The sequence below is a fragment of the Amycolatopsis sp. w19 genome (genome assembly GCF_051373225.1).
GTDB classification, from domain to species: Bacteria; Actinomycetota; Actinomycetes; order Mycobacteriales; family Pseudonocardiaceae; genus Amycolatopsis; species Amycolatopsis japonica.
On record NZ_JBPQFM010000005.1, the window covers coordinates 256,549 to 281,752 of the forward strand.

Genomic DNA, 25,204 nt, shown 5'->3' on the forward strand with positions numbered 1-25,204 from the left:
TGCGGGCCGCGGCGAAACCCTTGTCAGCGCGGGAAGTCCCCGGCCGCTTCGAGGAAGAGGTCGTTCTCCTCAGGCGTCCCGATGGTCACTCGCGCGCCTTCGCCCGCGAAGGGGCGCACGATCAGCTTCCGCTCCAGGGCGTGCTCCGCGAACTCGGTCGTCCGCTCGCCCAGCGGCAGCCAGACGAAGTTCGCCTGCGTCTCCGGCACTTCGTAACCCTTGGCCACCAACGCATCCCGGACCCGGGTGCGTTCCGAGACGATCTCCTTGCAGCGTTCCAGCAGTTCGTCGGCCGCGTCGAGCGAGGCGATGGCCGCCGCCTGGGCGATCATGTTCACCGAGAACGCGACGTAGACCTGCTTCAGCGCGACGGTGATCGCTTCCGGGGCCACCGCGTAGCCCACGCGAAGGCCGGCGAGGCCGTACGCCTTCGAGAACGTCCGAAGCACCGCGACGTTGTCCCTGCCGCGCGCGAGTTCGACGCCGTCCGGCACCTCGGCGTCGGTCACGAACTCCTTGTACGCCTCGTCGAGCACGACGAGGACGCCCGAGGGCACGGCGTCGAGGAAGCGCTCGAGTTCCGCGCGCCGCAGGACTGTCCCGGTCGGGTTGTTGGGGTTGCACACGAAGACCAGCCGCGTCTTCGGAGTGATCGCGGCGAGCATCGCCTTTAAATCCAAGCCATGCTCACCTGTGAGCGGCACCTTCACGCTCACGGCGTTCGCCACCTGCGTGACGATCGGGTACGCCTCGAACGAGCGCCACGGGAAGACGACCTCGTCGCCCGGGCCGCACAGGGCCTGGATCATCTGCTGGCAAAGGGAAACCGAACCGCAGCCGATGGCGATCCGGTCGACGGACTCGTTCAGCTCGCGGGCCAGCCGCTCGACGAGCGCGGAAGCCGTGATGTCCGGGTACCGGTTGATGCCCTGCGCCGTCTCGGCTATGGCCTGCGCCACACTCGGCAGCGGGCCACCGGGGACCTCGTTGCTCGCCAGCTTGATCGCGCCCTGGATTGTCCGGCCAGGGACGTACTTCGGCAACGATTCGAGATCCGCACGCGGCGAAACAGGTGACATCTTCGGCGCTCCTACGTCTGGGGGACGGCTCCGACACCGTATCCTCCCGCGCGAGCGCAAGCTCCGAATATTTACCTAAGAGTGGTCTGATGGAGGAATGACCCTGACGACCACCGTGGAACATCAGCACGCCGACGGCCACACGCTGCGCCTGACCTTCGCCGAACCGGATGGTGTCGTCCGCGGCGGACTCGTGGTGCTGCACGAGGAGGCCGAAGAGGTCGAAGAGGGTTTGGGCCTGCTCCTGGCCGGTCTCGCCGGCGAAGGCTGGCTCACCGTCACTCCGCATCTCGACCGGGACAACCTCACGCAGCAGGACCTGCTCGAAGCCACCGACGCGACGCTCTCCTGGCTCGCGGAGCGCGGTGTCCAAGCGGATCTCGTCGGTGTCGTCGGTTTCGATCTCGGGGGCACGGCCGCGCTGGTCGTGGCGTCGAACCGCAGGCTGGGCGCGGCGGTCAGCGTCGGCGGGCAGGGGGTCACCGGGCTGCCGGTCCTCGTCGAGATCGCGGGACGGCTCACCAGCCCGTGGCTCGGCATGTACGGCGACGCCGGCGACGAGGCCGGAGGGGCCGAGGTCGAGCAGCTGCGTGACGCGGCGGCGACGGCGAACGTCGCGACGAACGTCGTCCACTACCCGGGGGCCAATCACCGCTTCGACGCCGACCCGGACGCGGCCGCGGAGGCCTGGCAGCGCACGTTGAATTGGTTCGACGCCCACCTGCGCTGACGCCGTTCGCGCTAGCATTCCCCTCAAGATGTGACAGGGGAGGGTCGAATGGCACAGTCACCCAAGGCGCCCGTGACGCCACAAGCCGCGTTCGGAGCTTCGGCTCCGGCGCTGGCTCCGGTGGCGGGTCAGATCCGGGACTCCAAGACCGATGCCAAGAAGGGGGCCGTCAAGGTCTCCGAGGACGCCGCCAAGAAGCTCGTCGACGCCCTGCTCAAGGCGCGCCAGGAGCTCAACGCGCTGATCAAGGACTCGACGGAGTTCAACGCACCGTTGAAGCTGGGCGACAACGTCGTCGGGCACACCATGAGCGATCGCTTCCAGGGCGCCGCGAACAAGGGGACCGAGGCGGCCGTGCCCGTGCTCAAGGACTTCGCGAAGGTCCTCAAGGACTTCCAGCTCACCGTGATGGCCGCGCGGAAGATGTACGTCGCCGCGGACGACGAGGGCCAGGAGCAGCTCGAACGGGTCGCCCGCCGGTTCGACATGGAGGACATCGTCGGCCACGAGCGGAAGGACGAGCACTGATGCGCATCCTGCCCATGCCGTGGCCGCCGCGGGAGCCCGAACCACAGCCGGGCCCCGAAAGCCTCATCGCCGACATCGACTGGATGAGCTACTCGCATCGAGAGCTCTACGCGATGGTCCACAACGAGCTGGATCTCGCGAGCGCGGAAGCCGTCGCCGCGCAGTGGACGAAGATCAGTGCCTTCCTCGACCGGGTCGGTTCCGAACTCAGGGCGGCCCTCGCGGCCACCGCCGACGGCTGGACGGGCGAGGGCGCGGACAGGGCCCGCGACGCCGCGGTCAAGCTCGTCGACTGGGCGGGCGAGACGGGCTGGCGGGCGGAGAACGTCGCGAACTGCGTGCGCCGCCAGACGGACATCGCCGAAACCGCGCGCCGCACGATGCCCGAGCCGCCGGGACACGCGCCGCGACCCAAGCTGCCTGAGCCGCCGAAGCGGCGTCCGATCCCGGTCTCCGATTCGACGCAGGCCATGTCGACCTCGGCGCCGTCGGGATCCGGGTTCGCCGAAGCCGGGCGGATCGTCGCCGAACCCACCGACGAGAGCTCGCAGGATCTGCACCGTCAGGCCGCCGACGTGATGACGCGGATGCAGTTCAGCTCCGGCGAGGTCTACGAGAACGTTCCGAGCTTCACGTCGTACGGCAAACAGCCGAAGATCCTTGAGACGCCCGAAGAACCGAAGCCGAAACCCGATCCGAAGCCGGAGCCGGTCCCGCCGCCGGACGACTCGACACGCAGCAGTGGCGTCGATGGCGTCGACGACACAGCCCCGATCCAAGTGCGGGAGCCGGTCGAGGCGCCGCGCGCGCCGGGCGCGGGCAGCGGCGCCTACGTGCCACCACCACCCGGCACCATCGGAGGAACCCAAGAGCAGCTCGGGCAAGGCGGCCGGTCCGGTGCCGGCGCCGGTGGGTTCGGGCCGTCGGGGCAGCCCGGCCAGCCGGCCGGGACCCGTGCCGCGGCCGCGGGCATGGGCGGCTTCGGCGGTATGCCGATGGGGATGGCGCCTTCGCAGGGTCGGCAGGGCGAAGAAGCGCACAAGGCGCCGGACTACCTCGTCGAGGATTCCGACGTATGGGGCCTCAGCGGGCACGTCACCCCGCCGGTCATCGGCGAGGACCCGAGGAGCGGTCGCTGATGGACTGGATCCGGCTGCACGTCGGCGAGCTGTTCCTGCTCTGGTCGGCGCACGGACGCGACGAACTGCCCGCGGTGCTGGAGGTCCCGCACGTCGGGCGGACCCCGGAGTTCCGCGCGGAACTGGTGGCCACGGCGAGCGCGACGCTGTCGGAACGCGGCCTCGGCACGGTGGACGCGCCCGCGCCCGAACTGGTCCGGCTGCTGCACACCGTCGCGAACAGCGAACTCACGCTCGACCTGCGGCTCGACGGGGATCCGCCGTACCGGGCGGTCGGCTGCGTATCCGATCGCGGCGCGGTCGCGATCGGCGTTTCGGGCACCGACGTCGAGTTGGCGGCCCTGCGGGAACCGCTCGTCGCCGCGACGCTGCTGCAGGCCTTGCCGCCATGCGAGCAGGGGCGGGGCCTGTCGGTCAATCTGCGCGTCGACGACTACACGGCCGCGTGCGAGGCGGGGGAACGCGGCGGGCAGCCGGCGTTCTCCGACGTCCTGCGCGACGCCGGGCTGCGGGAACCCGAGATCATCGTCATGGTGCGGATCGCGACGCAGCGGATCGGCAGCGGGCGGCTCGGCGCGGTCAGGAAGTCTTGGGAGGGCCGCTGGGTGCGCGGAGAGGGTACGTTGACCTGGGTCGACACTCCCGACGGCCGTTACGGGCTCAGGCGCGACCGAGGGTGGCTGACCGTCACCCCGCTCGACGCGTCACGGCTGAAGTCGATGGCGTACGAGCTGTTCACGGGGGCTCGCCAAGCAGGTTAACGAGGGTTAACATCGCGGGGTGACTCACACCGCCGACGCCCCGGAAGTGCTCTGGCGCCCCGAGCCGAGCCGCCTGCCCGACACCAAGATCGACGCGTTCCGCCAGTGGCTGCGCACCGAACGCGGCGTGGAGGTCGACGACTACAACGCGTTGTGGGAGTTCTCCGCGCGGCGGGGGCCGGAGTTCTGGTCCGCCGTCGCCGAGTTCCTCGGCGTGCGCTGGCACGAGCAGCCCGGTGAGGTGCTCACCGGGGAAATGCCGAACGCCCAGTGGTTCGTGGGCGGCACGCTGAACTACGCCGAGCACTCGCTCATGCCCGGCGTCGCGGGCGCCGCGAAGGCCGACGACGAAATCGCCGTGATCTTCCACCGCGAGGACGGCCTCTCGTCGCAGCTGACATACGGCGCGTTGCGCTCCGCCGTCGCCGCCGCGCGGCAGGGGCTGCGCGAGCTCGGAGTGTCCAAAGGGGACAGGGTCGTCGCGCTGGCGCCGAACTGCCCGCAGACGCTGATCGCCTTCCTCGCCACCGCGAGCCTCGGCGCCATCTGGTCGTCGTGCTCGCCGGACTTCGGTGTCCGCGCGATCACCGACCGGTTCGCGCAGATCGAGCCGAAGGTGCTCATCGCGGTCAACGGCTATGTCTACAATGGACGGTGGTTCGACAGCCGGTCGACGGTGAACTCGTTGCGCGACGAGATCCCCACGCTCGAAGCGACCGTGCTCGTCGACTACGCCGGCGGCCGCCTCGACGGCACCCTCGACTGGGACGAACTGCTCGCCGGCAACGAAGGCGCGGAGCTGGGCTTCGAGCCCGTCGACTTCGCGCACCCGCTGTGGGTCCTGTATTCCTCGGGGACCACCGGCCTGCCGAAGGGCATCGTCCACGGGCACGGCGGCATCACCCTCGAACACCTCAAAGCCCTTGCCCTGCAAAGTGATCTGGGCCCGGGCGATCGGTTCTTCTGGTTCACCACCACCGGCTGGATGATGTGGAACTTCCTCATCTCCGGCCTGCTGACCGGCACCACGATCGTGCTCTTCGACGGCAGTCCGGGCAGCCCGGACCTCAACGTGCTGTGGCATCTGGCCGAGCAGCACCGCGTGACGTACTTCGGCACGTCGGCGCCGTACATCCAGAGCTGTCTGAAGGCCGGGATCAAACCGGCCGAGCGGTTCGACCTGACGGCGTTGCGCGCCTTGGGATCCACCGGCGCGCCGCTGAGCGTCGAGGGCTTCCGGTGGATCGTCGACGAGGTGGGCAAACGCGTCCAGATCTGCTCGGTGTCCGGCGGCACGGATCTGTGCGCGGCGTTCGTCGCGTCGGCCCCGGACGTCCCGGTCTGGCTGGGCGAACTCTCGGTCCGCGCGCTCGGCGCCGCCGTCGCCGCCTTCGACGAGGACGGCAAGCCGGTGGTGGAGACGGTCGGCGAACTGGTGATCACCGAGCCGATGCCGTCGATGCCGGTGTTCTTCTGGAACGACCCGGACGGCTCACGGCTGCGCGAGGCGTATTTCGAGATGTACCCGGGGATCTGGCGGCACGGCGACTGGATCCGGATCACCGGCCGCGGCTCCGCCGTCATCTACGGGCGCAGCGATTCGACGCTCAATCGCGGCGGCGTCCGGATGGGCACGGCCGAGTTCTACCGCGTCGTCGAATCGTTCGACCAGGTCGCGGACTCGCTCGTGATCGACACTTCGGCGGCGGGCAACGAGGACGGGCAGCTGCTGTGCTTCCTCGTGCTGACCGAAGGCGCGTCGCTCGACGAGGTCGAACCCGCGCTGCGCAAGGAACTGCGCGGAGCCCTCTCGCCGCGGCACGTGCCCGACCGGTTCGTCCAGGTGAGCGAGGTGCCCCGCACGCTCAACGGCAAGAAGTGCGAGGTCCCGGTCAAGAAGATCCTTTCGGGGGTTTCACCTGACCGCGCCGTCAGCCGGGACGCCCTGCTGAACCCCGACGCCCTTGTACCGTTCGTAGAGCTGGCAAGGAGCTGACAGGGGCGGAACTTGGCGGGTGCTTGGCGGGTGGCGGGCGCCACCTCGGTGGCGGTGATCACCTGGGTGACACGGCTGGCCGGGCTGCTGGCACTGGTCTCGGTGCTGGTCCCGGCCGGGCGGCGCACCCTGCGCGGACACGTCGCCGCCTGGCTGGAACTGCCACACGAGGCCACGGTCGGCGCGGCGACGGTCGCGCTGGTGACCGGGGTGCTGCTGATGCTGCTCGCCACCGGTCTCAAACGACGGAAGCGCCGGGCCTGGCAACTGGCGGTCGCCGCGACCGCGCTGCTGACGGTGTCACACCTCGGACTGCGGCACACCCTCGGCGCGGGGCTCGTGTCGCTCGCGCTGCTGATCGCCCTGATCGCGACGCGGCGGCATTTCATCGCGCTCCCCGATCCGGTGACCGGCCGGTGGCGCGCGATCCGGGTCTTCCTGCAACTGACGGTGGCCGGGGTCGCGATCAACTTCGCGCTGCTGACGGTCGCGCTCGCTCCGCCGAGTGTCGGCGACCGCCTGGCGCAGTCGACGCTGGCCCTGGTCGGCGTGAGCGGCCCGGTGACGTTCCCCGCGCTGTGGCTGGAAGACCTGTCGGCCGCGGTCGGCCTGCTGTTCGGGATCGGCGCGGTGCTGCTGGCGGCGTACTTCCTGCTCCGCTCGGCCGAACCCGCGCCGGAGCTGACCGACGAGGAGGTCGAGCGGCTCAGAGGTCTGCTGGGGGAGCGGGACTCGCTCGGGTACTTCGCGCTACGCCGTGACAAGTTCGTGGTCTTCTCGAAGTCGGGGAAGGCCGCGGTGACCTATCGGGTGATCGCGGGGGTCGCGCTGTGCTCGGCGGACCCGCTCGGTGACCCGGAAGCGTGGCCCGGCGCGATCGAGGGGTACCTGGACGTCTGCCGGCGGTACGCGTGGACCCCGGCGACCATGGGCTGCTCGGAACTGGGCGCGACCGTCTGGGCCCGCTTCGGCCTCGAAGTGCTGGAGATCGGCGACGAGGCCGTCGTCGACACCGACACCTTCACCCTCGAAGGGCGCGTCATGCGCGGAGTCCGCCAAGCCGTCTCACGCACGAAGCGCGCCGGCTACACCGCGCGCATCCGAAAGGCCGAAGACCTACCGACCGCGGAACTCGACGAACTCCGCACCCTCGCCGCCACCTGGCGCGGCACGGATACGGAACGCGGCTTCTCGATGGCCCTCGGCCGCATGGGCGACCCGGGCTCGGTCCTCGTGACCGCTGAACACGACGGACAGGTGCGCGGCGTCCTCCAGTTCGTCCCCTGGGGTGAGAAAGGCCTGTCGCTGGACGTCATGCGCCGAGACCGGACCGCCGACAACGGCGTCAACGAACTGATGATCTCCGAGCTGCTTCTGACGACGCCCGCCCAGCGCGTCTCCCTGAACTTCGCCGCCTTCCGCGCGGTGCTGGAACAAGGCCAACGCATCGGCGCCGGCCCCGTCGCGCGCCTGTCCGCCCGGACACTGCGATTCTTCTCACGCTGGATCCAGATCGAGACCCTCTACCGCTTCAACGCGAAGTTCCAGCCGCGCTGGGTCCCGCGCTACCTCGCCTACCCCGCGGCCCGCGACCTCCCTCGCGTCGGCGTCGCCGTCTTCGAAGCCGAAGGACTCGGCGGACGCCCATCAGGCCTGCTCAGAGCCCTGCAACGCGTCTAAGGGGGGTGCCTTCCAAGGGGGGCAGGAGGGTGTGTAACCTATTTGAGCAGTGGTCGTTGGGCCTGGGAGGCTTCGCCTAGTCTGGTCTATGGCGCCGCACTGCTAATGCGGTTGGGGGTAACCCCCCCTCCCGGGTTCAAATCCCGGAGCCTCCGCTGGTGCCTGTTCCGGCAGGTGCTAGATTGATAACTGAACAAGCGCCCGTAGCTCAGCTGGATAGAGCATCTGACTACGGATCAGAAGGTCAGGGGTTCGAATCCCTTCGGGCGCACGTCTGGTTGAGACAGCACTAAGGCCCTCCCGTTCGCGGGAGGGCCTTTTTGTCTGTCCGTTGTGGATTCTGGAGGTCCACCCAGGAGTCCAACGGCTTTGCAGGCCGCCGCACGACCGTCGTGAAGTGGGCCGAGTTCGGACCATCGTGCCCTCGGCAGGAGTCGAACCTGCGTTCCCGGCTTCGGACGCCGGCGTCGTATCCGTTGGACCACGAGGGCTTGCGGAGGATGCAGGATTCGAACCTGCGCGACGCTCTCGCGCCGACCACCGTTTTCGGGACGGTTGCCTTACCTGGCTCGGCCAATCCTCCTTGTCGTACTGCTCGGTCGGACGCCCGTGAGTCGAACGCGGTGACTCCTGATCCCAAATCAGGCGGGGTCGCCAGTGCCCCTCGCATCCGTCGACCGGCGTATCCCCCTCCGATACGCCGACCAGTACCCCTGCCAGGACTCGAACCTGGGACCTCCGCATTCGTAGTGCGGCGCTCTGTCCACCTGAGTTACAGGGGTGAGGTGGAGACGAGCACACGCCTCCACCGGCGCTCGTCCTGGCCGCCTCTTTCGGCGACGGGGACGAGCTTCGGGAAAAGTCTTCTGTTGTCAAGGTTCGGGCTGAATTGGGCAGCATCGAGCACCGGCGGGAGGAGTCGAACCCCCTGGATACGGTTTTGGAAGCCGTTCCGCTTCCCAAGCTCGCCGATAGGGAATTGCTTTTTGCGCAGCGAAAAGAGAAGCCGCCCGGATCGGTTTTCCGATGGGCGGCTCCCTGGCATCACACGCGCTATGGCGTCATGATGGGGAGCCTTTGTCGGCCAGAACTCGCTGGTCAGCACGGCATGAACGTCGCCAGGAACAGGGCGAAGGACATACGGCGATGGGCGCGAGGGCCGAATGCCGACGCTGCGCCTTTCGCTGTTGCATATTCGTCATGGCCAGTCCTCTGGTTGGTCGAGTGCGTCCATTCTCGCCCATGGATCGTGGGAAGGCAATCGTATTTCGGTAGGAGTAGACGCTGGAGCGAAGTTCACGCCGCGTTGATTGCCCGGAGGTCTGCACGATCGACTGGCAGGTCATGGTCGGCCGCTGCGTACGAGAATCATGGACCTCGGAGCCGTGACCGTGAGCACATCGTGATTGTCACGTCGACGTGCCCGTGCCGCGGTCGGTTGTGGCACAGTCGTTCCATGGAGCCCGTGCGCACGAAGATCAAAGTGGGCGAAGTGCTCAGATATGCCGCGGCGAAGGACCCAACGGAACCTGAAGTCGACGGTTTCAGGAACTTCTTTCATATCACCGCTCTGGCGGGCGCTTCGAGGGTCCAGTTGGAGCGAGGTATCGATTCCCCCGCCTCCATCATCGCGCCCGAGGGTGAGCGACGTCCTGTCGTTCTCATCAGATCCAGTCCTTGGAAGGCGGGAACAGAACAGACGCCATGGCATGACGTCTTCGACTTGAACAACGGTCACGTACGGTACTTCGGCGATCACAAGGCCGATACGGTGGAGCCCGTCGGTCAAACGGTTGGAAACCGCTCGCTACTCGCGGCATGGGAACTTCACCAAGCGCCGACCGCTGCACTACGCGCAGCAGCCGTACCGCTAATGGTGTTCAGGTCGGTCCGACGTAACAATCGTCCGAAGGGCCATATCGAGTTCTGCGGATTCGGTATCGTCGAGCGAGCCGAACGAGTGGTTCAGTGGGCGCGAAACGGCGGTTCAACGTTCGTCAACTACGTGTTCGACCTGGCTCTGCTGGATCTCTCGGCCGAAGATGATCAACTCGATTGGGCGTGGGTGAACGAGCGGAGGAACCCTGCTTCACCGATCGACCGGACGCTGGATTGCGCACCGGCATCATGGCGACGGTGGGTCAGTGAGGGGTCTGTCGCCCTACCGCGCCTCCGTCGACGCGTCGCTCGTGCAGCCGTGCATAAGTTGGCGGACCAACGCCCGGAGAAGGGAAGTGTCGAGGCGTCCGACCTTCAGGTGATCTATAAATGGTTCGATGGTCGCAAACACGACTTCGAACACCTCGCATCGGCGATTGCCGCGAGGATCATTCGATGCCACGGCATCGAGTACCACGAGGGTTGGTTGACCCGACCGTCACAAGACGGCGGCACCGATTTCGTCGGCAGGCTCGACGTGGGGACAGGGATGGCCGTCACCAAACTCGTCGTTCTCGGACAGGCCAAATGTGTGAAGCCCGAGTCCACGATCTCCGCGGATCAGGTCGCACGAGTCGTGGCGCGGCTACAGCGAGGGTGGATCGGTGTCTATGTGACGACCGGGGCCTTCTCAGATGCCGCGCAGTTGGAGATCCTGGAAGATAGGTACCCGATCATCCTCGTCAATGGCCTGATGCTTGCCCAACAAGTGCGGCAGCATGCCAACGAAAGTCATCGTAGCGACATTGGAGCCTGCATTGCCGCACTCACGGCCGGTTCGGGTGCTGAAGTGGTTCACCGTCGTCCCGAGGAGATCCTCCTTTAAATCACTTCGGCACCTGCTTCATCCGGTCAAAGCGCGCACCGAATCGCGAGCTGTTCGCCATAGCTCGGCATTCAACTGCCGTTCATCGAGCGCGTCGAAGGCCATGAACGGTGCGAGGCGTAGCAACCGCTTGAGGAAGTCTCGCAGCAGGTCGCGCTCGGCTAGTCCATTTCTGTCGAGATCCTTCCAGACCTTCAAGATGCCCTTCACTAAATAAGGGCTTCCGCCGAGGGCCTTGCGACGTGCATAGATCTGGTCGAACGCCGCCTCGCCGAGAATGCCGAGCGCGGCGTAGGGCTCCGGTTCGCCAGGTTCGTGCACGAGTTGCGCCCGCCACCAGAGCCGACCGAAGACGTGCCGGGTGAGGTCTGTCGCCAAGACGCGATCCCCTGGAGGCTCAGGGTAACGCCAGTATGCGACGTCCGGCATGACGACTAGGGCCAGAAAGGCCCAGATGTCGCCGGCGGCCGCTTCTGCGGGAACCATGCCTGCCTCACGATGAAGGACGACAGCGAGATCCAGGTCGAAAGCCGCACGGCGCTCTTGCGTTGGCTCATCCGGATAGCCGGCGCGCTTCGCGAGCTCCATGACGATTGCCCGGACCCGTTCGAGATCAGGCTGTCTTGCGCGGTTCCCGCCGGTCGCAGCGAACACTGCGGACTCGTGTTGGAAGGCGACACGCGAGCGCAGGGCGTCGATGGAGAGCGTCTGGTACTCCCGATGAAGTTCTTTCGCCTGTGCCGAGAGAAGGCGCGGATACAAGAGACTCATCGGACGTCCTCGAAGATCTTGACAGCGGCCTGTACCTCGGATGAGAAAAGGCCCGGTGACTGTTCGCGCCGCCGACGCAGGTGATCGATCGTCACGTTCGGGAACAGACGGTTGATCAAGTTCTGCAGGGTCGCCCCCAGGCTTTCATCGTCGAAGTCGACTTCATGGTCGAAATCCGGAGACAGCAACGCATGTTCGATCATCGTCCTTGCGACGTCGGCATAGACGGCGGACAGGATGACACGGTCGATGGGGCGAGGGGCCGCAGCGTTCTGAAAGGCCTTCACAGCTACTGCGTTCTTCTCGTTCACTAGCAGAAGGAGCGCGCCCATGGTTGCCGTTTCGAGGTTACCGACCACCTGGACGTGCCACGCCGCTTCTTCGGGAAAGCTCGTCTTGGCGAAGTCGACTATGGCAATGGGGAACTGTGGCGCGTCGCCTTGGAGCCTGACCTCATGCCTGTCACTCCACAACACCGATCCTGCTCGCCGAGGTGCGGCCGGCGTCCCGTCCGAGCAGAAGTCGGCCAGTACGAGGATTGTGTCGAGGGTCAAGAGACCGCCCAGGTTTCTGCCGTCCAGGTCGATCGCGAGATCGAGCGAGCGAATCCCAGTGCCGGTCAAAGGGACGCGGGTTGCAGGCGCGCGCAGGCTGGAACCGGTGGCGGCCCACACGACCACGAGTGCCAGCGACGCGGTCGTCGGAAGCCCCGTGGAGGACTGAAGTAGGTCCAGGTCGATACGGACCGTCCGACGAAGATCGAGCTGCATTTGATAGTCCCAATCCGGCAATGACTCCGGCAGGTCAATCTGACCGTCGTCGATCCGGAGCGTCCATTCCTCCGCTTTGACGACATCCTCTGGTGGTGTCCGGTAGGGGAAGGCGCGGCGACTCATTGAGCACCGTCGCCAGGGTCGACAATGAGATCGATATCGGTCATGGTGTCAGGCGCCGGAAGCACTATGAGGCGCCATACATGATCGCCACCTTCGATCATGTTCTCGGTGTTTAGGTTCAATGCGCCCGATTCGTCTTCCCAGCCGAAGAGCTCCGGCTGGGCGGCATCCTTCGGCGGATCGGTCTCACGCCCGACTGTGCCGGGGAGTGCGATGGCGAGCCGTGCCCGGATTCGTTGTGGGCCGGGTTCCGGGGCGCGAAATGCCTGAATGAGAACAACATGGCCGCGCCTCACATCGAAGTACGGCTCGTCAAGGTACTCCAGTCGCAGACGCCTTCGTTTGAGGAATGGCCGTGCGGGCGGCAAGGGCGGGTATGAGGGCGCTTCAGAATCGCTCCCACCATGTGATGGGAAAGGCATACTCCCGAACGAAGAAGGCATGGAGTCTGGGACGTGCCCGACGGTCGGTTCCCACGTTCCGGTGTCTGGAGGCTCGGACAGATCCGGAGGCGGAGTCACGCGTGGCCTTTCCCGCCGTGCGCGAGCGAAGTCGGTGCCACCACCGATACCCCACGCACCTGCTACCAGAGAAGCAAATGTTCTGCTCGCAGCTCCGAGGGGTACTTCGGCTGAACCACCACGTACTCCGTCATTGACCCCGACGAGTATGTCCATTCTTTCTTTGAGCTTCGTGAATGTCTGCCGCACGAGGGTCCTGGCAGGTCCCTCGAGCGACTGCCAACGCCAGGCGTCGTGAGTCGGAGGTTCGGCGTCTGCGAAGACCGAGTCCAACTCCGGATCGACACGAAACACGCCGGCGTATGAAACCTGTTCGGCCGGAGGCTTCGGCCCAGCGTGATAACAGACGACCAGTTCCGCTGTTCGCATTAGGCAGATATGGTGCACGGTGGTTTCGAGGCCCATGGCCTTGCCGGCAGGGTCGGGTTCGACCGGCAGCATGAAGCGCTTCTCGACCCCGAGTCGGCCCAAGAGTCGCGTGGGTCGACGAGAATGTACCTCCTCTCCTATGGGGGATTCCATTGCTTCGTAGGCTGCCACGAAGAGGTCCACCGGCCGTGTCTCGCGTGGGTCCGGTACCGGGACCTGGGTTCCCTCGCAGAAAACTGAGAACTTCATCGGCGATGGGGCATCCTCCTTGGACAGCATTTTCGGCCAAAGGTTCCAAAGTATGGTGTTGGCCAGGTAGGTCGCGACTTCCAAGGGTGCACGTTCGTCTAGGTCCGGATCCAAGATTATGACGGACGTTCCCGTTTCATCGGGAGCGAACGGTCTCAGGCCCAATCTAGCGGCCAGATCCTCGGCGTCGTCGCCTCGAATTGGCTCAACGAGATCGCTTGTTCTATCTCCCCACCAATGGCGCCCTGTGTATCGTCGCCCCGAACGTCCCTCTCCGACGATGTAACTCTTCCAAAGAGCGCAGCCGATCAGGCGTGTTTCGAAGCCGTCGTCGACGCGGCATCGGGTGTGGATCAACACGGTCCCCGATTTCGCCATAAGGTAAAAGATTCCCTTGCCGAATCCGTAGGTACCGCCGCCGAGATCGGTGTCGCGAGGCTCGCCGATGTTGCGAATGAAGGACACGAAGTCATGGTTCTCTGCCACTGCGCTGTCGGCTCGTGTCGGGCCGCCGAGCCCGCCTGTGCCACGGTCCGACACGGTGAGAATGCGGATCGCCCCAGTTTGCAGGGACGATCTGAGTGGAAGTTGTTCCTTGGTCGGGGCTCCGCGTAGGAGGAGATCACGCCAGATCGGCGCCCGCGCAGCGCCGAGCGTATCGAGATCGATCCGATAGTCGACCGTCGTGTCACCCAGCCGGGCATCCCAACTGTTCTGCGCCGATTCCCGTACCAGGATCGTCAGCAGGTCGAGTTCGGGGCGACCGAGCTGATTACGGATGCCCTCTGCCGCGCTCGCGCCCTCGGGTGGATACGGCTGAGAGGACCAGGATACGTCCGTCACCTGACCTCCTGCGTGATGTCGTTCAAGTGGCGATCAAGGTCGGCTTCTTTGATCGGGTGTGGTGGCTCGGACGCGAGGTCGATCGAGTACTGGACATCGACGATGTCCACTGGGAGATCTGTGGGCGTAAGCCGGGGGAAGGCCTGGCCGACCTCGAACCAGAGTTCTTCGCGGACTACGAATCTGACCTCCCTGTAGAGGTCGATGTCCGCAGGGCGGTAGCCGATTTGCGCGAGCTTCAACAGGAAGCCGTTCTCGTCGTCCGACAGCCTCCGGAGGTGCTCGACCAGCTCGACCAGCCTCACGCCGCCATCCTGGACTCTTTCCAGGCGTATCCAGACGAGGTCCAATCGTCCGTCGAGCGGGCACTCGAGTTGATCTGCCCCATGGATGCGGACTCGTCTTCCCTCGGTCGCCGTCGATGCTTTGACTTCAATGGCAGATGGGGCGAAAACGAAGTCATGACGATGTCCGGAAGGCCCCGTCCAATGCTCAGTGGCCGCGGGATTCAGTTCTAGTAGTCGCCGAAGGACAGTGAGCTCACCGAACAGGCCTGCGAGCTGTTCGCTGTTCAGAGTCGGGCCGGTGCTTTGAAACAGCGCACGCCAGCGGTCGACGACTAGATACAGGGCCTTGAGTGGTCTCGAAGGGTTGTCTTCGACGACTGTCAGGACATCGCCACAGAGGCCGGTGAACACATCGTTCAGGTCAAGACGTGAGCAACAGAGGTCGGCGTATCGGCCATAGGTGTCGTCGTCCTCCAAAGCGCGTTCTCGCAGGTTCAGTACGGCTCCGGTCGATCCACGCCGTACCCGCTGGCGAGCCGCGAGCGGTACGAGCAGGTGACGAAGCCCGTCATGGTCCACTGCGGCCAAGAGCCTTCCCAACTCGGACACCGACGGCAATTCGGAGGTGCGGAGATGACTCGTGGACGATGGCACGGTCGATTCAAGCCGCCGCCAATGCTCGTCCAATACCTCACGGAGCGAAGATGCCATCAGACGTCCTCAAGCTCTAGAGCGCTCAGGTCTTCTTCTTCGATCTCCACCTTGGACAGATCTGCGCTGACGTAGTTCCACTCGATCGAAGTGTCGCCGCCCTTGGGCTCAGGGAAGACCAGGCCGACTCCGATGACGTGCTCTTCTGCCTCCATCGGCGCACGCTTGTCCCTCTTTGCACTGGGCACGGAGTCCTTGTCTATCGGGTATAGAGCGATCAGACCTACTCGGGATGCCTGCTCTCGACGCAGTTCTTTGATCCGCGCTTCGGTCAGTTCGCCTTGCACCTGACTTGTGTCCAGATCGACTGCTGCGTCTCGTCGGCTCATGAGGGTCTTGATGTCTGCGACATCGGTGCTCGCGGTCTCCTTGAGTCGAGCGCGCACGACCCGCTTCACGGCGATCCCAGGAGCGAACTCGAACACGTCGTCGTCATCGGGCTTCGTGGGGTTGCCGATGATCGCCACGTTCCACTTGGTCAATGCGGACGCGAGTTGCACGCGTTTCTCGATGTACGAGACCAGGAGTCCACTGTCGCACTCCTGGGATTTTTCATGGAATCTGTAATTCTCAAGAAAGTCGACAACGGCCTCATGGGACACGCCTCGTAATAGGTAGCGACCATCGGACAGGCGGTCCTCGCCCTCCGCGCCCTCTTCTCTTGCTCGCGCGACGAGAGCTTGAGCGGCGGCCTGATTTTCGATGAGCCACGGTGCCGCGGTATTGAAGTATCTGGTTTGGACGCGCTGGCCTCCGTAGGCCGAGGCGGCCCTGACCGCGTCGGTCATCTTCGCCGCAGCTGTGACACGCAAGGCTGGGTGCATCCGAAGACGAACGGCGAACGTCATCGGGTCCTTGTCTTCGATCATGTACACATCGATGTCGCGACGCATTTCACTCTCGACCGTTGCAATGTGACGGAACCACCCTTGAAGCTCGGAGGTCATCCAGATCCGAGGCAGGTCCGCGTAGCCGTTGCGATAGCCGAACCAGCGGCCCATCTGCAAGAGCGTGTCGTAAGCGGATACGGCTCTCACGAAGTAGCTGACTGCGAGTCCCTCCAACGTAAGCCCCCGCGACAACGTGTTACCGCCCACCGCGATTGCGACGATCGGCCCTCGCTCGTAGTCGAGGCGATCCTTGCTGCTGGAGTTGTCCATGATTATCTTGCAGGTTTGCAGCACGTTCGGCAGGAAAGCGGCGAGATCGTCGAACTCGACCCTTGTCTCGCCCAGATCGCCCGCGTCGACGCGGGCGATCTCTTCGTTCCAAAGTGTCCGCAACTCATTGAGGAGCGTCGGGTCGTTCGCCTGCAACTCCGTGGCGGTGTCGCGGCGGAAGATCTCCAGAGGTCGGTGAAAGCTGTTGTGCACCGACGTCTTGACGCTGGTGTGGATCAGCATCGTCGAGTGTTCATTGCCCGTGCCGCGAACTTTTCGTGCGGCCGTCGATAGCCAGAAGTACAGCACCGACTCTCTCAGGCTGCCCGTTATCGTCGGCACGAAACCGTCGGCGTCGGCGCGTGAAGATGGTCGTACAAGTGCTATTTCGTCGTCCGGGACGTCACGGATCATGTCGTACCCGTCAGGCACGTCTCCAGGATCTTCACCGTCCAAGGGGTCTCGCCCGAACAAGACCTCAGTGCCGAAGTGACCCTTGGGTTGCGGAAGATTCACGATGAAGTGCTTTGGGTAGAGATCTTTGGCCGATGGATCGATGAGCAGGTTGGCGAACGGTGTGGCGGTGTAGCCGACGTATGCGGACTTCGGCAATCGATCGAGAATTCCGCAGATCAGTGGGTTGATCGTATTGGTCGCCACAGTCGCCTGATCGGCCTCATCGTCGATGATCAGCGCAGGGCAGTCGGTGAGGTACTCCGAAGCCGACTCCAACCAGGCACTGAACTTACGGAGCACACGTGGGTTCTTTTTGATGACGCACAGCACGTGCTGCTTGTTGGTCTTGGCGAAGTAGGCCGCGGCGTTGGCGGGAGGGGAGAAGTCCCTGTCCGGATCCGTGAGCTGCATCCACCGTGACGGGTTCTGCTCGACAAGTTGCTGCACAAGCCTTCGTTGAGTCTGGCGGCGAAGGCCATTGTGAATTCCGGCGAGTACGATGAACAACTTGTAGCCGCGGTCTGCGGCCTTGGCCATGACGGCCGTGAAGTTCGTGGTCTTGCCCGACTGTACGTAGCCCACGACGAGCCCACGAGTCGAGAAGGTTCGCTCCTTCGGGTGGCTGAGCAACGAGACGACCTTGGTCGATGCTCCATCGAGGTCGTCGATCGAGTCGTCCTGCCAGCCGGACTTCTTCAGGATGGAGCAGACCGATGGCCAGCATTTGTCCTTCGGCCGGGGTCCTGTGTACCAGGTGAACCTGTTACCGAGGACCACCGAGCGTGGTTCCTCACGCTCCTTGATCCGGATCATCTCGTTCTCGTGTCGCGAGATGATCTGCTGCAGTAGATCTTCGGTCGCCCCTACCAGCTGCATCTGCTTGATGGCCTCCTCGGGCGTCCCCGAGTCGACGAGGTTGAGAAAGACCGCGTACTGCTGCTCGAACGTGTTCGTCACAGATTCCCCTCCGTGTGTCTCACTGGCACCCGCATCGAGGAGCACGAGGGCATTCGACTCACCTGCTACCAAGGTAGGGCGATGGCCCTCGATCAGTAGGACGGTGGATCGGCATGCCTTCGATCGGATGTACGACGGTTACTCCGATGCACGCTCGGTGACCATGAAGATCGCCCGAATCGCCTGTTGTGTTACGGAAGGTGTTCACACCTGCTGCCGCGTCGGATGCTGAGCGCGCCGGGCTGAAGCCACCTTCTGTGACGCCGATAGCATGCGACGCGGCTCGGGGCCGGTTACTGGCTTCTTGGCCTTCGGCCGGCTAGCATCGGAACATCCGTTCGATCATCGGATCGAGCTGCGCATCGGTCCGTTTGGCGACCGTTGGCTTACGAAAGGTGTAGGAGTTCGATGCCCGAACGCCGGACGCGGCGCGTCGAAGGTTCGCACCTGAAGGTGATCGACCTGTTCGCCGGTTGCGGAGGACTGTCCTTGGGCTTTCGTCAGTCCGGAAGGTTCGCTCCTGTCGCGGCGGTGGAGAAGGACCTCTATGCGGCTGCGACCTACGCGACCAACTTCGGCGAAGACCATGTCTACTGGGGAGACATCGCAGAATGGGTCCAGGGTGACCTCCCTGAGGCCGACGTCGTGGTCGGAGGGCCGCCATGCCAGGGCTTTTCCAATTTGGGTGCCAAACGCGATGACGACGAACGTAACGACCTCTGGGAACGTTACGTCGACACGCTCGTGAAAGTGAAACCGAAGGTCTTCCTCCTCGAGAACGTCGATCGGTTCCTGAAGAGCCGCCAGTTCGAAGCACTCCGCGACGAGACCAAAGAACACGGCTCGTTGGCCGACTATCGATTGGACTATGGGATTCTCCGAGCGACCGACTATGGGGCTGCTCAGCTGCGTAAACGTGCGATCGTGATCGGTACGCGTAAGGACCTGGACCAGGTTCTGCTGCCGACGACACAGTTGGCGACCGAGGCTTGGAGGACCGTCAAGGACGCCGTGGGCGATCTAAAGGCCAGAGTTCACTGGAGCAAGGTGAACCTGCCGGCCGAACGAACGTGCGAAGTCTTCGGCGTGCTTGTTCCCGGTGGTTACAGCGCCGAGGAGCTACACATCACTAGGCGCTACGAGCAGATGTCTCGCAAGCGGTTTCGCGACATCCCTTACGGGGGTAACAGGTTCGATCTTCGTGAAGAGCTGCAGGCTCCCTGCTGGATCAAGCACAAGACCGGTTCCGGGGATGTCATGGGACGCCTGATCTGGGAGAAGCCATCGGTCACGATCCGAACCGAGTTCTTCAAGCCCGAGAAGGGGCGCTACCTCCATCCAGAGGAGCATCGGGCTCTGACCCATCATGAGGCTGCCCGGCTTCAGGGGTTTCCGGACACCTTCAAGTGGTGCGGTACGAAGCTGGAGATCGCTCGGCAAATCGGTAACGCCGTACCTGTCGAGTTGGCCGAGGCCCTGGCGCTTCATATCGCCGAGGGGCTTCAGGGCTCCTGATCTCGGCCGGTCGTAGTGGTGCCGTTCGGGAGGTGAGAGTGAACTGGCAAAGACCGACTTCGGCCTCGAGTCCGGCTGTTCGTAAGAGTATGCAGTCCAACAAGGGGCGTGACACGAAGCCTGAGATGGCGGTTCGTCGCGCTGTTCACGCCATGGGACTGCGTTACCGCGTCTCTGTGAGGCCATTGCCCGAATTCAGGAGAACGGCCGATCTGGTCTTTAGGTCCGCTCGCGTGGCTGTTTTCGTCGACGGATGTTTTTGGCACGGCTGCCCGGTGCATCACACCGTGGCCGCCACCAATGCCGGTTACTGGGCCGATAAGGTCGTCCGAAACCGTGAACGCGATGGGGAAACCGATCGTGTGTTGGCTGAAGCCGGATGGACAGCTGTCAGGGTCTGGGAGCATGAGGACCCTGTCGAGGCGGCGACTCGTATCGCGGACGTAGTTCGTTCGCGTCGGTAGTCCAGCCCGCTGGAAGCCGGTTAGTCTCCGAACACGCTGGTCAGCGTCTCGCGGATCAACCCCGCCAGACCCGCCTCCCCGTCCGTCTCCGCCCACCGAAGCAGCGCGACGTGAGCGGCGCCAAGGCACGCCATAGCCGTAGCCCGCACCCGAAACTCCTCCTCGGGAGAGCAACCGAGGGCGGCCACGATCGCATCGGCCGTCGCGTACTGGCTGTCCAGATGTCGCGCCCGCAGCGCCGGCACCGAGATCATCAGCCGTAGCCGCGCCAGCAGGAACGCCTTCTCCGAAGAAGACCCGTGAGCGGCCGTCTCCGAGAGCGCGTGTCCGATCCGCGCAGACAAGGGCCCAGGGGGCGCGGCAGCGACAGCGGAAGCGGTCACGGGGTCGTATTCGTCGTAGAGGACCAGGTCCTCCTTCGTCGGGAAGTGCCGGTAGACCGTCATCGCCGAGACGCCGGCGGCCGCGGCGACGTCGGCGACGGTGGTCGCGTCGTAGCCGGCGTCGGTGAAGAGGCGGATCGCGTGCGTCTGGACAGCGAGCCGGGTTTCGGCGCGCTGGCGGTCTCGGAGGCTCACGTGGTAGACACTATCAAAGTGTTAGTCACTAACATCTGGGGTGCGCAATGAAGACGGCATTGGTGACCGGAGCGTCGCGGGGGATCGGGGCGGCGATCGCGCGGCGGCTCGAGAAAGACGGCATACGAACGATCAAGCGCTCAAGCGAGCAGGCCGACTTGTCGACCATGGACGGAGTCGACAAGGCCCTGGAGGGCATCGACAGCCTGGACATCCTGGTCAACAACGCGGCGGCCGCACCGGGAGGGCCGATCGGGACCGACACGCCCGAAGCGTTCGACCACCTGATGGCGGTGAACGTGAAGGCGCCGTACTTCCTCATCCAGCGGGCACCGCTGAACGACGGCGGCCGCATCGTCAACATCTCGTCGGTCGCCACCAGGATGGCCAACCCGGCGCAGACGTCCTTTGCGATGACCAAGGGCGCGCTCGAGACGATGAGCCGCACCCTCGCCCACCAGCTCGGACCGCGCGGGATCACGGTCAACGTCGTCGCGCCGGGCGCGACCAGGACCGCGGACAACGGCCAGATCTTCACGCCGGAGCTGGAGGCCGCCATAAAGACGCTCACCGCGCACCGAAGGCTCGGCACCGCGGAGGACATCGCGGACGTCGTCGCGTTCCTCGTTTCCGACGACGCCCGGTGGGTGACCGGGCAGGTCCTCGACGCGAGCGGTGGGTTGTTCCTCGGTCCTCCGGGCCAAGGCGCAGAATAGGCCGGTGACGTGGTTCAGCGAGGACGAACTCCGCAGGCAAGCCGGTGACGTCTCCTTCGCGCGCGGCGCCAAGTACCTGGAGTCGGTCGAGACACTGGACGACGTCGCGGGCGGGGTGACGGCCGTGGTCAGCGGCACCGACCGCTACACGGTCCGGTTGCGCAACGTCGACGGCGAGCTGGTCGGCGAGTGCTCCTGTCCGCACGCGGCGGACGGCTTCTTCTGCAAGCACTGCGTGGCAGTCGGGTTGCTGGTCCTCGAAGGGGTGGCGGACGGCGGCGCCGCCGACATCCGCGGGTACGTCGAGACGCTGGACCGCGACGAGCTGATCGAGCTGCTCGTCGGGCACGCGAACGAAGATCCGGTCCTGTTCCGCAAACTCTCGCTCAAGGCGGGCCGCGGCGACCTCGACGCGTTGCGCCGCCACGTCGAGGGAACGTTGCGGTTGCGCGGTTTCGTCGGCTTCCAGGGCACGGTCGCGTACACCGAGAAGGTGCGCGAGGTGCTCGCCACCGCCAGGGAACTCATGGACGGGCCGCTGCTGTGCCGCGTCATCGAGCTGGTCGTGGAGGCACTGGACTTCGTCGAGGACTCCTTCGGCGTGCTCGGCTCCGAGGTGTCGGGCGCGCTCGCGCTGTACGCGGAAGCCTGCGCGGACACGCCGCCGGAGCCCAAGGAGCTCGCGGAGTGGTTGCTACGGCTGGATCTCGACGGTTCCGGCCGCGTCGACGTGAACATCGCGGACTTCACCGCGGGCCTCGGTTTCGAGGGGCTCGCGGTGTTCCGCGCCGGCGTCGAGGAGCGGTGGCGGCTCGACGACGGCGAGGACCCGTATCGCAGCCGCAAGCTCCAGCGGCTGCGCGAAGGGTTCGCGGCGATGCGGAATTGGAAGGCCTAGTACCGCTGCCGGTTGCGGTACAGCTCCTCCAGATCCCGTAGGCCCGCCTGGTCGCCGGTGTCGGCGGCCGCGCGGAACCAGTGTTCGGCCTCCTGGAAGTTGCCGTGGTCGGCGGCCAGCCTGCCGAGGTTGGTGTACGCGGGAACGCTGCCGAGTTCCGCGGCCTTCCGGTACCAGGCGGTGGCCTCACCGGGGTCGTTCCGGTCGTTGGCCAGCACGCCCAGGTTCGTCATCGCGGCGGCGTCGCCTCGTTTGGCGGCCTTGAGATACCAGCGTTCGGCGGCGTCGAGTTCGCCGCGGCGGTGCAGCACCAGACCGAGGCGGACGGCGGCGTCGGGGGCACCGGCGGCCGCGGCCGCGTGGAAGCAGCTTTCGGCGCGCGTGAGGTCGCCTCGTTGCTGCGCCTGATGGCCGAGTTTGATCAGCGACGCGGCGTCGGCCTCTTCGCTCGCCTTGCGCCACCAGGGATCCGCTTCGGACGTCCGGCCGGTGTCGCACAGCACCGCGCCGAGCGTGATCATGCCTTCGACGTTGCCCGCCTCGGCGGCCTCGCCCGCCCAGTACTCGGCTTCCTCGAGATCGCCACTGCGGTGCCTGGACCGCGCGAGTTCCGCCATCGCCTCGACCCGGCCCTCGGCCGCGGCCCGGCGCCACCAGTCCTCCGCCGCCTCCCGATCCCCTCGGCGCGCGCAGAGATTTCCCAGATGCGACATGGCATGCGAATCACCGGCGGTCGCGGCTTCGCGATACCAGCGTTCGGCCTGTTCCGGCACGCCGCGCTCGTTCAGGAGATGCGCCAGGTTGCCCATCGCGACCCTGTCCCCGCCCTCGGCGGCCTTGCGGAACCACGTCTCGGCCCCGTCGAGATCACCACGCTCCAGCGCGGTGGATCCCATACGTGCCATGGCGATCACGTGTCCGCGTTCCGCGGCCTTCCGGTTCAGATAGTCGTCGACCCGGGTGTTCCACTTACGTTTTTCGGCGCTCACGAGCCCGCTCCTTCCGGCAGCGTCCCTGGGGTAGTCGCTGCTCAGGGCCCCGATGTGACAACAACTACCGGGTGTCATCGCCGTGTCGCGCCCGGTTTCCGCGCCCCGCGCGGCGATACTTGGCGCTCCCCATTCCCCCGTCGAGAGGAACCGCGCGGTGGCCACGCGTACCAGCCAGATGACCACTGCTCAGCGGTTGCTCCTGCTGATCACCCTCGCCGCCGTCGTACTCGCGGTGTTCTGGTTCGTGAGCGGCAAGGGCGACGCGCTGCAGCCGAAGCCCGCGAACCCGGCGAGCGCGGCCGACGCGCGCAAGCAACTGGACGAGCTCACCGTCGCCCCGCGCGGTTCGATGGACGGCTACGACCGCAAGAAGTACCCGCACTGGGACAACCAGGGGAACAACTGCAACACCCGCGAGTTCGTGCTCAAACGCGACGGCAAGGACGTCAAGGCCGGTTCCGACTGCGCCCCGACCTCCGGCAGCTGGACGAGCATCTACGACGGCGAGACCTGGACGAAGCCGACCGACGTCGACATCGACCACATGGTGCCGCTCGCGCAAAGCTGGGTCAGCGGCGCGAAGTCGTGGACCGACGAGAAGCGGCGCCAGTTCGCGAACGACCTGACCCGGCCGCAGCTGTTCGCCGTCACCGACAACGTCAACCAGGAGAAGAGCGACAAGGCGCCGGACCAGTGGAAGCCGCCGCTCGTGTCGTTCTGGTGCACCTACGCCACCGACTGGATCACCGTGAAGCACTACTACGGCCTCACGATCACGACAGCGGAGAAGAGCGCGCTCAGCGACATGCTCGGTCGTTGCTGATCCGCCCGGCTTCGGGTTGGCTGGGGCCATGGCGACCTTCGTACTGATCCATGGCGGTGGCGGCAGCGCCTGGGACTTCCACCTCCTCGAGGCGGAACTGACCGGGCGCGGGCACGACGTCGTCGCGGTGAACCTGCCGATCGACGACGAAAAGGCGGGCTTCCCGGAACACGTGGAAGCCGTCGTGAACGCCATCGGCGATCGCGGGGACCTGGTCGTGCTCGGCCATTCCTATGGCGGCTTCACCGCGCCGTTGGTGGCCGAGAAGCTTTCACCGCGGCTGCTCGTGATGCTGACGCCGATGGTCCCGAAGCCGGGCGAATCGCCGGGGGACTGGTGGGGCAACACGGGTTTCAAGTCCGACGAAAGCCTCAGCGAAGAAGAGCAGTTCTACAACGGCGTCCCCGCGGACATCGTCGCGGAGGCGGGTTCGCACGCCCGGAACCAGGTCAGCGCCGAATGGGGACAGCCATGGCCGCTGGACAAGTGGCCGGACGTCCCGACGAAGGTCCTCATCGCGCGCCAAGACCGCTTCTTCGCGCCTGAGTTCCAGCGCCGGGTCGTCCAGGACAGGCTCGGTTTCGCGCCCGACGAGATCGACGGCTCCCACTCCGTGCCCTTGAGCCACCCCAAGGAACTGGCGGACCGGCTGGAGTCCTACCTCACCAGCGATCCAGCCGCATGACGTCTTCGAGCGGCTGACGCGCGGCGGGCTTGAAGGTGTCGCCGGTGTAGAACGCCGTCGGGATGAGCGCGGCCTGGTGCACGTTCTCCGGCAGGCCGAGGATCTCCGCGGCCTCCTTCTCGTACGCGAGGTGCAGCGTCGTCCACGCCGTGCCGAGCGTGACCGCCCGCGCCGCGAGCATGTAGCTCCACACCGCCGGCAGCAGGTTCCCCCACAGCCCGGCCTGGTTCCCGGCGGGCAGGTCCGCGCTGTTCGTCTCCAGACACGGGATGACGTGCACGGGCACTTCGCCCATCTTGTCGGCGAGGTACTCGACGCTGGAGCCGACGCGCTGCTGCACCTTCGACCGCTCCGGGTCGTCCGCGAACAGCTTTCCCGCCGCCCGAGGGGAATCCAGGTACTCGCGGCACGCCCGCTGGTAGAGCTTCCCGAGCTCGGCCCGCTGCCCGGGATCGGTGATCACCAGCCAGTGCCAGCGCTGGGTGTTCGACCCGCTCGGCGCCTGCAGCGCGACCTGCAGGGCGTGTTTGACCAGTTCGAGAGGCACCGGCCGGGTCAGGTCCAGTCGTTTGCGGACGGTCCGGGTGGTCGTCAGCAGCTCTTCGGGCGTCATCTCAGAAGTATGTCGTTATGATC

Annotated in this window: 22 protein-coding genes and 5 tRNA genes; 15 read left to right on the top strand and 12 right to left on the bottom strand. The window is 65.5% G+C overall.

Features of this window, described 5'->3' with window-relative positions; all coding sequences use genetic code 11:
- Positions 1 to 23: 23 nt before the first annotated feature.
- Positions 24 to 1,079, bottom strand: a complete 1,056-nt coding sequence (hisC, locus tag ACSMFO_RS14020) for a histidinol-phosphate transaminase (RefSeq protein WP_436458925.1) — start codon at positions 1,077 to 1,079, stop codon at positions 24 to 26.
- A gap of 97 nt (positions 1,080 to 1,176) precedes the next feature.
- Here hisC and ACSMFO_RS14025 point away from each other — a divergent pair, with 97 nt between their 5' ends.
- The 8 genes from ACSMFO_RS14025 (at position 1,177) to ACSMFO_RS14060 (ending at position 8,184) form a co-directional block, all read left to right on the top strand.
- Positions 1,177 to 1,809 carry a dienelactone hydrolase family protein gene (locus ACSMFO_RS14025; RefSeq protein WP_037333315.1) on the top strand — a complete coding sequence of 211 codons (633 nt, stop codon included), beginning with the start codon at positions 1,177 to 1,179 and terminating at the stop codon, positions 1,807 to 1,809.
- A 48-nt stretch (positions 1,810 to 1,857) separates the two neighbouring features.
- Positions 1,858 to 2,337, top strand: a complete 480-nt coding sequence (locus ACSMFO_RS14030; protein WP_436458926.1) for a hypothetical protein — start codon at positions 1,858 to 1,860, stop codon at positions 2,335 to 2,337.
- The gene (locus tag ACSMFO_RS14035; protein ID WP_436458927.1) at positions 2,337 to 3,476 is read left to right on the top strand and encodes a PPE domain-containing protein; all 1,140 of its coding nucleotides are present in this window, start codon (positions 2,337 to 2,339) and stop codon (positions 3,474 to 3,476) included. The genes ACSMFO_RS14030 and ACSMFO_RS14035 overlap by 1 nt, the downstream gene beginning before the upstream one ends.
- Positions 3,476 to 4,237, top strand: coding sequence for an ESX secretion-associated protein EspG (locus ACSMFO_RS14040; protein ID WP_436458928.1), 762 nt, complete (start codon positions 3,476 to 3,478; stop codon positions 4,235 to 4,237). Before ACSMFO_RS14035 ends, ACSMFO_RS14040 begins: the two co-directional genes overlap by 1 nt.
- 19 nt (positions 4,238 to 4,256) lie before the next feature.
- A complete protein-coding gene (locus tag ACSMFO_RS14045; RefSeq protein ID WP_436458929.1) occupies positions 4,257 to 6,233 on the top strand; it encodes an acetoacetate--CoA ligase in 1,977 nt (658 codons plus the stop codon).
- Between the two features lie 30 nt (positions 6,234 to 6,263).
- Positions 6,264 to 7,913, top strand: a complete 1,650-nt coding sequence (locus ACSMFO_RS14050) for a phosphatidylglycerol lysyltransferase domain-containing protein (protein ID WP_436459024.1) — start codon at positions 6,264 to 6,266, stop codon at positions 7,911 to 7,913.
- A gap of 65 nt (positions 7,914 to 7,978) precedes the next feature.
- Positions 7,979 to 8,068: transfer RNA gene (locus ACSMFO_RS14055), tRNA-Ser, on the top strand.
- A gap of 42 nt (positions 8,069 to 8,110) precedes the next feature.
- Positions 8,111 to 8,184 (top strand) — tRNA-Arg (locus ACSMFO_RS14060).
- Between the two features lie 148 nt (positions 8,185 to 8,332).
- On the opposite strand, the gene ACSMFO_RS14065 is transcribed toward ACSMFO_RS14060, so the two are convergent.
- The 3 genes from ACSMFO_RS14065 to ACSMFO_RS14075 all read right to left on the bottom strand — a co-directional run bounded on the left by ACSMFO_RS14065 (position 8,333) and on the right by ACSMFO_RS14075 (position 8,695).
- Positions 8,333 to 8,404 (bottom strand) — tRNA-Arg (locus tag ACSMFO_RS14065).
- 3 nt (positions 8,405 to 8,407) lie between these two features.
- Positions 8,408 to 8,496, bottom strand: a tRNA-Ser gene (locus ACSMFO_RS14070).
- A 125-nt stretch (positions 8,497 to 8,621) separates the two neighbouring features.
- A tRNA-Arg gene (locus ACSMFO_RS14075) sits at positions 8,622 to 8,695 on the bottom strand.
- Positions 8,696 to 9,369: 674 nt separating this feature from the next.
- Between ACSMFO_RS14075 and ACSMFO_RS14080 the strand changes: the two genes are divergently transcribed.
- On the top strand, positions 9,370 to 10,677 hold the full coding sequence (locus tag ACSMFO_RS14080) for a restriction endonuclease (protein ID WP_436458930.1): 1,308 nt from the start codon (positions 9,370 to 9,372) through the stop codon (positions 10,675 to 10,677).
- 18 nt (positions 10,678 to 10,695) lie between these two features.
- On the opposite strand, the gene ACSMFO_RS14085 is transcribed toward ACSMFO_RS14080, so the two are convergent.
- From ACSMFO_RS14085 to ACSMFO_RS14105, 5 genes are read right to left on the bottom strand one after another with little or no spacing between them, the layout of a single operon-like run.
- Positions 10,696 to 11,448 (bottom strand): DUF6339 family protein, encoded by a 753-nt coding sequence (locus ACSMFO_RS14085; protein WP_436458931.1) that lies wholly within the window; start codon positions 11,446 to 11,448, stop codon positions 10,696 to 10,698.
- Complete coding sequence (locus ACSMFO_RS14090; RefSeq protein ID WP_360088648.1) at positions 11,445 to 12,344, bottom strand: hypothetical protein; 900 nt, start codon at positions 12,342 to 12,344, stop codon at positions 11,445 to 11,447. The genes ACSMFO_RS14085 and ACSMFO_RS14090 overlap by 4 nt, the downstream gene beginning before the upstream one ends.
- Positions 12,341 to 14,326: a hypothetical protein gene (locus tag ACSMFO_RS14095; RefSeq protein ID WP_360088651.1), complete on the bottom strand. Its 1,986-nt coding sequence runs from the start codon at positions 14,324 to 14,326 to the stop codon at positions 12,341 to 12,343. The genes ACSMFO_RS14090 and ACSMFO_RS14095 overlap by 4 nt, the downstream gene beginning before the upstream one ends.
- On the bottom strand, positions 14,323 to 15,324 hold the full coding sequence (locus ACSMFO_RS14100; RefSeq protein WP_360088653.1) for a PD-(D/E)XK motif protein: 1,002 nt from the start codon (positions 15,322 to 15,324) through the stop codon (positions 14,323 to 14,325). Before ACSMFO_RS14100 ends, ACSMFO_RS14095 begins: the two co-directional genes overlap by 4 nt.
- Complete coding sequence (locus ACSMFO_RS14105) at positions 15,324 to 17,897, bottom strand: Z1 domain-containing protein (protein ID WP_360088656.1); 2,574 nt, start codon at positions 17,895 to 17,897, stop codon at positions 15,324 to 15,326. Before ACSMFO_RS14105 ends, ACSMFO_RS14100 begins: the two co-directional genes overlap by 1 nt.
- 408 nt (positions 17,898 to 18,305) lie before the next feature.
- Here ACSMFO_RS14105 and ACSMFO_RS14110 point away from each other — a divergent pair, with 408 nt between their 5' ends.
- Together ACSMFO_RS14110 and ACSMFO_RS14115 are read left to right on the top strand one after the other, a co-directional pair.
- Complete coding sequence (locus ACSMFO_RS14110) at positions 18,306 to 19,412, top strand: DNA cytosine methyltransferase (protein ID WP_436458932.1); 1,107 nt, start codon at positions 18,306 to 18,308, stop codon at positions 19,410 to 19,412.
- Positions 19,413 to 19,450: 38 nt separating this feature from the next.
- Positions 19,451 to 19,876, top strand: a complete 426-nt coding sequence (locus tag ACSMFO_RS14115) for a very short patch repair endonuclease (protein WP_360088662.1) — start codon at positions 19,451 to 19,453, stop codon at positions 19,874 to 19,876.
- A 20-nt stretch (positions 19,877 to 19,896) separates the two neighbouring features.
- Here ACSMFO_RS14115 and ACSMFO_RS14120 read toward each other — a convergent pair whose 3' ends face one another.
- Positions 19,897 to 20,454 (bottom strand): TetR/AcrR family transcriptional regulator, encoded by a 558-nt coding sequence (locus tag ACSMFO_RS14120; RefSeq protein WP_436458933.1) that lies wholly within the window; start codon positions 20,452 to 20,454, stop codon positions 19,897 to 19,899.
- A 47-nt stretch (positions 20,455 to 20,501) separates the two neighbouring features.
- Here ACSMFO_RS14120 and ACSMFO_RS14125 point away from each other — a divergent pair, with 47 nt between their 5' ends.
- Positions 20,502 to 21,170, top strand: a complete 669-nt coding sequence (locus ACSMFO_RS14125; RefSeq protein ID WP_436458934.1) for an SDR family oxidoreductase — start codon at positions 20,502 to 20,504, stop codon at positions 21,168 to 21,170.
- 4 nt (positions 21,171 to 21,174) lie between these two features.
- Complete coding sequence (locus tag ACSMFO_RS14130; RefSeq protein ID WP_038507691.1) at positions 21,175 to 22,068, top strand: SWIM zinc finger family protein; 894 nt, start codon at positions 21,175 to 21,177, stop codon at positions 22,066 to 22,068.
- Here ACSMFO_RS14130 and ACSMFO_RS14135 read toward each other — a convergent pair.
- Positions 22,065 to 23,057: an SEL1-like repeat protein gene (locus ACSMFO_RS14135; protein WP_360125895.1), complete on the bottom strand. Its 993-nt coding sequence runs from the start codon at positions 23,055 to 23,057 to the stop codon at positions 22,065 to 22,067. The two genes, ACSMFO_RS14130 and ACSMFO_RS14135, sit on opposite strands and share 4 nt — an antisense overlap.
- A gap of 157 nt (positions 23,058 to 23,214) precedes the next feature.
- On the opposite strand from ACSMFO_RS14135, the gene ACSMFO_RS14140 reads away from it, so the two are divergent.
- Together ACSMFO_RS14140 and ACSMFO_RS14145 are read left to right on the top strand one after the other, a co-directional pair.
- The gene (locus tag ACSMFO_RS14140) at positions 23,215 to 23,883 is read left to right on the top strand and encodes an HNH endonuclease family protein (protein ID WP_038507695.1); all 669 of its coding nucleotides are present in this window, start codon (positions 23,215 to 23,217) and stop codon (positions 23,881 to 23,883) included.
- 28 nt (positions 23,884 to 23,911) lie between these two features.
- On the top strand, positions 23,912 to 24,568 hold the full coding sequence (locus tag ACSMFO_RS14145) for an alpha/beta hydrolase (protein WP_436458935.1): 657 nt from the start codon (positions 23,912 to 23,914) through the stop codon (positions 24,566 to 24,568).
- On the opposite strand, the gene ACSMFO_RS14150 is transcribed toward ACSMFO_RS14145, so the two are convergent.
- Positions 24,546 to 25,181 (bottom strand): nitroreductase family protein, encoded by a 636-nt coding sequence (locus ACSMFO_RS14150; RefSeq protein WP_038507699.1) that lies wholly within the window; start codon positions 25,179 to 25,181, stop codon positions 24,546 to 24,548. The genes ACSMFO_RS14145 and ACSMFO_RS14150 overlap by 23 nt on opposite strands.
- Positions 25,182 to 25,204 lie beyond the last annotated feature (23 nt).